The sequence below is a fragment of the Phenylobacterium sp. genome (genome assembly GCF_044236515.1).
GTDB lineage: Bacteria > Pseudomonadota > Alphaproteobacteria > Caulobacterales > Caulobacteraceae > Phenylobacterium.
The window spans coordinates 1-8,311 of sequence record NZ_JBIIGK010000131.1; the positions used below are offsets into that span (position 1 = coordinate 1).

Here is an 8,311-nt window from a genome sequence, read left to right on the forward strand (position 1 = left end):
CTTCACCAAGCTCGGCCGGCTTGGCGACACCATGACCCGCAAGTACGCCGGCGAGAACTTCCCGGTCTACGAGATCTGGAGCTGGTACAAGCGCCAGGTGACCGCCGCCACCGAGGCCGCCATCCCCGAGCGCTGGTGGGCCTACGAGGCCTTCGCCGACGGCGCGAAGATCGCCAAGCCGCAGCGGGTCCTCTACCGCCAGCGGGCCGACCTGCAGGTGGCCTTCCCCGACCCCTTCGCCTCCGGCCCCGGGAGTTACCAGGCATGGCTCGCCGCCGAAGGCCTCTGACGGCCGAGCTTGACACTGCCGCCCGCGCGCCCGACCACACCGGCTCGATCGAGGGGAATGGCGTGAGCGAGACAGCCGCGAAGGCGGACGATCCGATCTTCGAAAAGGTCGCCGCGGTCGGCCGCAAGCTCTCCGCCCTGCGCGCCGCCGGCCAGCAGGCCCAGGTCCGCGAGGCGCTGACCCGTGCGGAGCTGACCCTCGCCCTGACCGAGGCCCTCGCCGGCCGCGCCGATCTCCAGGCCCGCCTGCGCGAGGCCGCGGCCCTTCGCCTGCGCCATGCCTGGCCGCGCAGCCGCCGGCGGCGCAACCGGCTCAGCAAGCGGCTCGACCTCGTCCTCGCCCGCCTGGGCTCCCTCGGCCAGGCGCTGGTCGTCGCTCGCTCGGGAACCTGGACCGGCACGGGCCGCCGGCTGTTCGACCTTCGCCATATGGCCGCATACGCCCGGCGAGGCGCCAACCCCGACGTCGCGCCGTTCGCCCTCGTCGACCAGCGCTGGTACCTGGCGGCCTATCCGGACGTCGCGGCCGGCCGCACCGCGCCGCTGGTCCACTATCTGATTGCCGGCGCCGCCGACGGCCGGAGCCCGCATCCGCTGTTCGACGCCCCCTGGTACGCGCGCACCAACGCCCAGGTGCTGGCCGCGACCGGCGTGACGCCGCTCGAGCATTTCGTCCGCGAGGGCGCCTGCGACGGCCTTGGCCCGCACCCGCTGTTCGACGTCGCCCACTACGCGGCCCAGGCCGACGACCTCCAACCGCCGGAAAACCCGTTGCAGCACTACCTGCGCGCCGGGTGGGGGCGGGGCCTCTCGCCCCATCCGCTGTTCGATCCCGCTTGGTATGTCGCCCAGGCGCCGCAGGCCGCGGCCGAGCCGGCTCTCGTCCACTATCTGCGCGAAGGCTGGCGCTCGGGCCTGACGCCGCACCCGCTGTTCGATCCGGCCTGGTACCTGGCGCGGTATCCGGACATCGCCGCCACCGGCGCCGAGCCCCTGTCCCACTTCGTGGCCGCCGGCGGCGCCGAGGGCCGCGACCCGAGCCCGTGGTTCGACAGCGCGCACTACGCCGCGACCCGGGGGCTGGAGCCCGGCGCGAATCCCCTGGTCGACTATCTGGCCGGCGGCGCCTGGTCCGTCGGCGAGGCGCGGCCCGGCTTCCCGACCGCAGCCTACCTCGCGGCCGAGCCGCAGCTGGTCCGCGCCGGCCTCACGCCGCTCGAGCACTGGGCGCGCCAGTCGGCCCCGCGCTGATCGGCGGCACGCCCAGCGCCTCCAGCTGCCGGGCGATCTCGGCGTAGTAGTCCGCGCGATAGTGGAACGGGCTCAGGCCCCAGCGGTGCGCCGGCTCGGCCAGCCGCAAGGCCGGCGCCTCAACCACCGTCATCGGCGGCATCAGCTCCTGGAACGCCGCCTCGTAGCGGGCCAGCAGGGCGTTGTGCGCCGCGATCTCCGCCGGCTCGCCCGCCAGGATCTCGACGTCGCGCAGCGGCTGGCGAACGCCGTCCGCGCCGAGCGTCTCGTCGGCCCACCGCGCCGAATGCAGGATCAGCCGCGCCTCCCGCAGCGGCGTCGCCCGCACCAGGGCCGCGAACTCGGCCGCCGCCTCCAGCCACAGCCGCTCTGCGGCCGCGGACAGTCGCGGGATGGGCCGCGCCCCTCGCAGCGCGCGGCTCTTGCGCCAGCCGCTGGCTTCCAGCTCGAAGCTGCGGGTGATTATCGTCCCGTCCACCGCCAGCAGATCGAACCGCTCGTCGATGAAGTCGAAGATCAGGTGGGTCGGCCGCCAGGCCAGGAGACTTGCCAGCCCGGTCTTGGTCAGGTCGGCGACCACCGCCCGCATCTGATGCCCGGTGAGGGTGTCCGGCCGCTTCGACGGCGGCGAAAAGCCGGCCGCCGGCCGCGCCAGCAGGCTCGGCAGGCTGGTCCGCGACACATAGAGCGGCGTCCCCGCCGCCGCCCCGCGGACCGGCCACAGGTCGCGGGTGATGCAGCTCCCCAGGATCGCCACCCGCGTCATGTTTGGAACCTCTCCTCGGGATCGCGCGTCTCCGCGTCGTCATTGACATAGGAAAGGGCCAGAAGCATCTGTCCCCGCGATCCCGGGTCTCTCGGGACGGTGGTGAACGCACAAGCCGGCCGACCCTGGTTGGTCGGTCCGTGCGTTACCGCATTTGAGTCGCCTTTGATCGATGAAGCGCGGCATGAGGACGGTACGGCTCGACGCATGAAGATCTTCTCGTTCCTGCGGGACCTTCCTGACAACATCCTGACGCGGACCCTCTACGAGGGAAAGCGACCGTTCCTGGTCGCCGCGGCGTTCAGCTTCTTCTCGAACATTCTCTACCTGGCCATGCCGCTCTACACCTTCCAGATCTATGGACGGGTGCTGACCAGCCACAGCCAGGCGACGCTCTGGACGCTGACGGCCGTGACCCTGTTCGTCTTCTTCGTCTCCAGCGCGATCGACGATTATCGGGCCCGCATCCTGGTCAACTACGGCGTCATCATCGACCAGAAGGTCTCGGGCCGGCTGTTCTCGGGCCTGTTCGAGGCGGCCGTGCGCGGCGACCAGACCGCCCGCTCCCAGGCCCTGCGCGACCTCGACCAGTTCCGTCAGACCCTGACCGGCGTCGCCTCGGCCGCCTTCTTCGACCTGCCGTGGATGCCGGTCTTCCTGGTCGTGCTGTTCATCATCGACCCGCTGGTCGGCGTGGTGACCACTTCCGGCGCGATCCTGCTGGTCTTCCTGGCGCTGGCGCAGCAGCGCGCCTCGCGCCCGCCGCTCAAGGAAGCCAACGACGCGGCGCTGAAGAGCTACAGCTTCACCGAGGCGGCCCTGCGCAACGGCGAGGTCGTCCGCGCCATGGGCATGCTGCCGACGCTCGGCCGCGCCTGGGCCGGCCACCGCGCCATCGCCATCGAGCAGGGCGCCCTGGCCTCCGAGAAGAACAACATGTTCACCGACATCATCAAGTCGGTGCGCATGGGCATTCAGGTGCTGATCGTCGGCATCGGCGCCTACCTGATCATCAAGGGCGAGATCCATTCCGGGATGCTGTTCGCCAACATGATCCTGGCCAGCCGCGCCCTGCAGCCGATTGAGCGCATCGTCGGCGCCTGGGAGCCGCTGAACAACATGGTCCGGGCGCACGAGCGCCTGAACAAGATGCTGGCCAACATCGTCCCGCCGACCGCCTCCACCAGCCTGCCGCGCCCGCTCGGCAAGCTCAGCGTCGAGGCGCTCAACTTCGCGCCCCAGGGCGCCCAGAAACTGGTCCTCGCCAACGTCAGCTTCGCCATCGAACCCGGCCAGGTGCTCGGCGTCATCGGCCCGTCCGGCGCCGGCAAGTCGACGCTGGCCCGCCTGCTGGTCGGCATCTGGAAGCCGATCAACGGCGCCGTGCGCCTCGACGGCGCCGACGTCTTCACCTGGGACCGCGCCGACTTCGGCCGCCACATCGGCTACCTGCCGCAGGACACCGAGCTGTTCGCCGGCACCATCCGCAACAACATCGCCCGCTTCCGCGACGACGTGACCGACGAAGAGGTGGTCCGCGCCGCCCAGATGGCCGGCGTCCACGAACTCGTCCTGCGGATGCCCAAGGGCTACGACACCGAGGTCGGCGAAGGCGGGGTGATCCTGTCGGCCGGCCAGCGGCAGCGCGTGGGCCTGGCCCGCGCCATGCTCGGCGACCCCGCCTTCATCGTCCTCGACGAGCCGAACGCCAGCCTCGACGCCGAGGGCGAAGAGGCCCTGGTCAAGGCCATCGACACCATGAAGGCCAACAAGGCCACCGTGGTGATCATCTCGCACAAGCCGGGCGTCTTCCGCGCCGCCGACAAGATGCTGGTCCTGCGCGAAGGCCGGGTGGAACTGTTCGGCCCGCGTGACCAGGTCATGGCCCGCCTGATGAAGCCGGCTGCGGCCCCCGCCCCCAAGGGTGAACCCAAGGCCGTGGAGGGCTAAGCGATGAAACTCGAGATCGGTCCTCACCGCCCGACCTACGTCGCCCCTGTGTTCGGCGGCAACGACGTCGGTCCCGTCAAGGACCCGGAGCTGGATCCGCGCGTCCGCCGGCCGATGATCATCGGCGCCGCGGTCATCGCCGTCCTGGTCCTCGGACTCGGCCTTTGGGCCGCCTTCACCAAGCTGCCGGTCACCGTCTCGGCCCCGGCCGAGGTGCGCGTCGAGGCCAACCGCAAGACCCTGCGCCACAAGGAAGGCGGCATCGTCCGCCAGATCCTGGTCCGCGAGGGCCAGCTGGTCCGCGCACGACAGCCGCTGATCCTCTTCAACGACATCGAGGCGCGCGCCGCCTTCGACGTCTACCAGAACCAGTACGACAGCCTCGCGGCCCAGAACGCGCGCTTCGTCGCCGAGGCCACCGGCCGGCCGATCCTGCAGTTCCCGGTCGACCTGATGGCCCGCAACTCCGATCCGCGCGTCGCCGGCCTGATCCGCGACCAGGAATTCCTGTTCGCCACCCGCACGCAGCTCTTCCAGAGCCAGTCGGCCGTGCTCCAGCAGCGCCTCGAGCAGCTCCAGACCCAGATCACCGGCCTCCAGGCCCAGGTCGACTCGATCGAGGAACAGCGCCGCCTGACCCAGGAGGAGCTGGCCGGCTACCGGACCCTCAACGCCAAGGGCTATGCGCCCAAGACCCTCATCCTGCGCTACGAGCGCACCCTGGCCGAGCTTTCCGGCCGTCGCGGCCAGCTCGCCGCCGACATCTCCCGCACCCGCCAGGCGATGGGCGAGACCCGCATCCAGCTGGTCAGCCTGCGTGACGAGCGCGAGAGCCAGGCCGCCGAAGGCATGCGCGACAGCCAGACCCGCATCGCCGACGTCCTGCCGCGCCTGGCCACCGCCCGCCAGCAGCTCGAGAACACCGTCGTCCGCTCGCCGGTCGACGGCTACGTCTTCAACCTCACCCAGTTCACCGTCGGCGGCGTCACCGGCCCGGGCGAGGTGCTGATGGACGTCGTCCCGGCCAACGCGCCGATGATCGTCACCGCCATGATCCGGCCCGAGGACGTCGACAACGTCCGGGTCGGTCTCGATGCGACCGTGCGTCTCAGCGGCCTCAACCAGCGGTTCCAGGACCCGATCCCCGCCAAGGTGGCGGTGGTCTCCGCCGACCGGATCACCAATCCGGAGGCCCAGACCTCCTTCTACCGTGTCGACCTGCGGATCGAGCCGAAGGACATGGCCAAGCTGCGCAACATCCACCTGACCCCCGGCATGCCGGCCAACGCCGCGATCATCATCGGCGAGCGCACCGTCCTCGGCTTCCTGGTCTCCCCGATCACCGACACGCTCCGCGACGCCTTCCGCGAGGAGTAGGGGAGGGGCGCCTCTTCTCCCCCCGCGCAGCGGAGAGGGAGACGGCGCGGAGAGGGCGTTCGGCCGCGCCCCGTGCCGGCGCGCCCCTTCCGGCGGGCGGCGGCCGCCGACTCGCGCTATCCCGGCCGGCGGGCGAGTTCTGCAACCAGAGGGTCCGGCCGGCGGTCGGTTTCCCCTTTAAGCCCCCCGGAACATGCACCTTTTTGGAGTTGCGTATTTGACGCGCTTCCGATAGGTCTCTTTCCGGGCTCGTTTAACCTTCGCGGCGGCGAATGCCGTTGCGTATGGGCGAATGGATTGTCGGAACTAACCCCTGCCAGGGGTGGGGGTCAGGCGTCCGGGAGTCCATGTGACACAGACTGGAGAGACGAATGGCGACTTATTTCTTCGAGACGATCACGGCGGATCAGGCGGCGTCCTTCGACGCTGGCACCGACCTCCTGGTCTTCACCACCACGGGTGAATCCGCTCGCACCACGAGCGTTCGCTACAACCCGGCGGGCGCCGTTTCCGGCACCACCGTGACCATCACCTCGGGCCTGACCGGCCGTGCGGTGACCTTCGGCGAAGACGCCCTGGGCATGACCGACGCCGTGTTCCCGGACGCTTCGGAACTGACCGTCGGTGAAACCGACGCCGACGTGAACGGCGCCTTCGACGGCGGCGACAACAACGACGGCCTGTACGGCGGCGACGGCGCTGACAACCTTGACGGTGGCGAAGGCGACGACGTCCTGCAAGGCAACCAAGGCGACGACACCCTGCTCGGCGGCCTGGGCTCGGACACCATCTACGGTGGCCAAGGCAACGACGACATCGACGTCACCGACGGCGCTGCGGACGAAGACACCAACTTCGCCCAGGGCAACCTCGGCAACGACACCATCTCCGCGGTGGGTTCGGAAGCCGCCGCCACCCTGCTGGGCGGCCAAGGCAACGACAACATCACCGGTGGTGACGAAGCCGACTTCCTGAACGGCAACCTCGGCAACGACTCGGTCCTCGGCGGCGACGGCGACGACCAGCTGTTCGGTGAAGGTGGCAACGACACCCTCAACGGCCAAGACGGCGACGACCGCCTGGTCGGCGACACCGGCAACGACGTCCTGACGGGCGGCGACGGTGACAACACCTTCGACGGCGGCGCCGGCAACGACACCATCAACTTCGGTGGCGACGGCAACAACTCGGTCGACGCCGGCACCGGCAACGACACCCTGTCGGGCACCAGCACCGACGGCGACGGCAACTACCTGCAAGGTAACGCCGGCAACGACAGCATCTCCGCGACGGGCGTCGGCTACGACTCCCTGTACGGCGGCGCTGGCAACGACACCCTCGACGCCGACGGCGCCGCGGGCGCGTACCTGAACGGCAACCTGGGCGACGACACGCTCGACGGCACCGCCGGCGACGACGAGCTCTGGGGTGAAGACGGTAACGACAACATCACCGGCGGCGGCGGCGACGATGTCGTCAACGCGGGCGGCGGTAACGACACCGTGGTCACCACCGCTGGCGAAGACACCATCACCGCGGGTGAAGGCAACGACACCGTGAGCGCCGGCGCCAACAGCGACGTCGTGAACGGCGACGCGGGCAACGACGTCCTCAACGGCGAAGCCGGCGATGACGAAATCAACGGCGGCGACGGCGACGACGCCATCGACGGCGGCATCGGCGACGACGAGATCGTTGGCGGCGCTGGCGACGATGAGATCGAAGGCGGCGCGGGTGAAGACACCATGTGGGGCGGCGCGGGCGAAGACACCTTCGTCATCGAACCCCTGCAAGGCAGCACCACCGCTGGCGAACTCGACCAGATCCGTGATTGGGAATCGACCGACGTCCTGAACTTCACGGGCGGTCCGGAACCGGACGCCGTGAACTACCTCGAGACGACGGCCGCCAACTACACCGACGCCCTCTCGGTCGCTCAGGCCCAGATCGGCGGCGGCGTGGTCGAGTACGTCGCGGTCCAAGTTGGTGGCGACGTGGTTGTCTTCGCCGACAACGGCAACGCCCCGAACACCATCGACGGCGCCGTGGTCCTGGTGGGCCGTACGCTGGCCGACATCTCCGCCGCCAACCTGTCTGAAGGTGGTTCGGTGAGCCTCGTCGGCACCGCCGGCAACGACTCCCTGACGGGTGGCGCTGAAGGCGACGAGATCGACGGCGCTGGCGGCAACGACACCATCAACGGTGGCGCTGGCGTCGACACCCTCACGGGTGGCACGGGCACCGATCGCTTCAGCGCTGCTGACGGCGAAACCGTCGATGGCGCGGTGACGGACGAAGGCGATCTGGAAACGATCACCGACTTCGTCGCGGCCGACGACGCCATCGACTTCCTGTCGGGTGCGGCCGGTTCGGGTACGAACTACGCCGAAGGTGGCGCCAACACCGACACCTTCGCCGACGCCCTGGCCGACGCGAACACCGCCTTCGACGGTACGGTTGTGTACTACCTCGGCGAAATCGCCGGCGGTTCGGTGCTCTTCCGTGACAACGACGCGGACGGCACCTACGAAGCCGGCGAAGACGCGATCTTCCTGGACGGCGTCACCGCCGCCGGGTTCGCCTTCGGCGACATCGTCTAAGACCCTTCGGCTTCGGCCAAAGGTGAGGGCCGCCCTTCGGGGCGGCCCTTTTCTTTTGCGCGGCTTGCTGGGTTTCGCG

General features: G+C 69.9%; 5 protein-coding genes and 1 pseudogene. 5 read left to right on the forward strand and 1 reads right to left on the reverse strand.

What is annotated here, in order from left to right:
- A pseudogene (locus tag ACILRF_RS12455) lies at positions 1-289 on the forward strand (hypothetical protein); the annotation flags it as partial.
- Positions 290-351: 62 nt separating this feature from the next.
- Positions 352-1,539 (forward strand): hypothetical protein, encoded by a 1,188-nt coding sequence (locus ACILRF_RS12460; RefSeq protein ID WP_395673345.1) that lies wholly within the window; start codon positions 352-354, stop codon positions 1,537-1,539.
- Here ACILRF_RS12460 and ACILRF_RS12465 read toward each other — a convergent pair.
- Positions 1,496-2,305, reverse strand: a complete 810-nt coding sequence (locus ACILRF_RS12465) for a DUF6270 domain-containing protein (protein ID WP_395673347.1) — start codon at positions 2,303-2,305, stop codon at positions 1,496-1,498. The genes ACILRF_RS12460 and ACILRF_RS12465 overlap by 44 nt on opposite strands.
- A 207-nt stretch (positions 2,306-2,512) precedes the next feature.
- Here ACILRF_RS12465 and ACILRF_RS12470 point away from each other — a divergent pair, with 207 nt between their 5' ends.
- From ACILRF_RS12470 to ACILRF_RS12480, 3 genes are all read left to right on the forward strand, one after another.
- A complete protein-coding gene (locus ACILRF_RS12470; RefSeq protein ID WP_395673349.1) occupies positions 2,513-4,255 on the forward strand; it encodes a type I secretion system permease/ATPase in 1,743 nt (580 codons plus the stop codon).
- Positions 4,256-4,258: 3 nt separating this feature from the next.
- The gene (locus ACILRF_RS12475; protein ID WP_395673351.1) at positions 4,259-5,632 is read left to right on the forward strand and encodes an HlyD family type I secretion periplasmic adaptor subunit; all 1,374 of its coding nucleotides are present in this window, start codon (positions 4,259-4,261) and stop codon (positions 5,630-5,632) included.
- A 371-nt stretch (positions 5,633-6,003) separates the two neighbouring features.
- The gene (locus ACILRF_RS12480) at positions 6,004-8,232 is read left to right on the forward strand and encodes a calcium-binding protein (protein WP_395673353.1); all 2,229 of its coding nucleotides are present in this window, start codon (positions 6,004-6,006) and stop codon (positions 8,230-8,232) included.
- Positions 8,233-8,311 lie beyond the last annotated feature (79 nt).

Coding starts and splice junctions, on each gene's coding strand:
- ACILRF_RS12470 (WP_395673349.1), top strand. CDS start 2,513: ATGAAGATCTTCTCGTTCCTGCGGGACCTTCCTGACAACATCCTGACG.
- ACILRF_RS12465 (WP_395673347.1), bottom strand. CDS start 2,305: ATGACGCGGGTGGCGATCCTGGGGAGCTGCATCACCCGCGACCTGTGG.
- ACILRF_RS12475 (WP_395673351.1), top strand. CDS start 4,259: ATGAAACTCGAGATCGGTCCTCACCGCCCGACCTACGTCGCCCCTGTG.
- ACILRF_RS12480 (WP_395673353.1), top strand. CDS start 6,004: ATGGCGACTTATTTCTTCGAGACGATCACGGCGGATCAGGCGGCGTCC.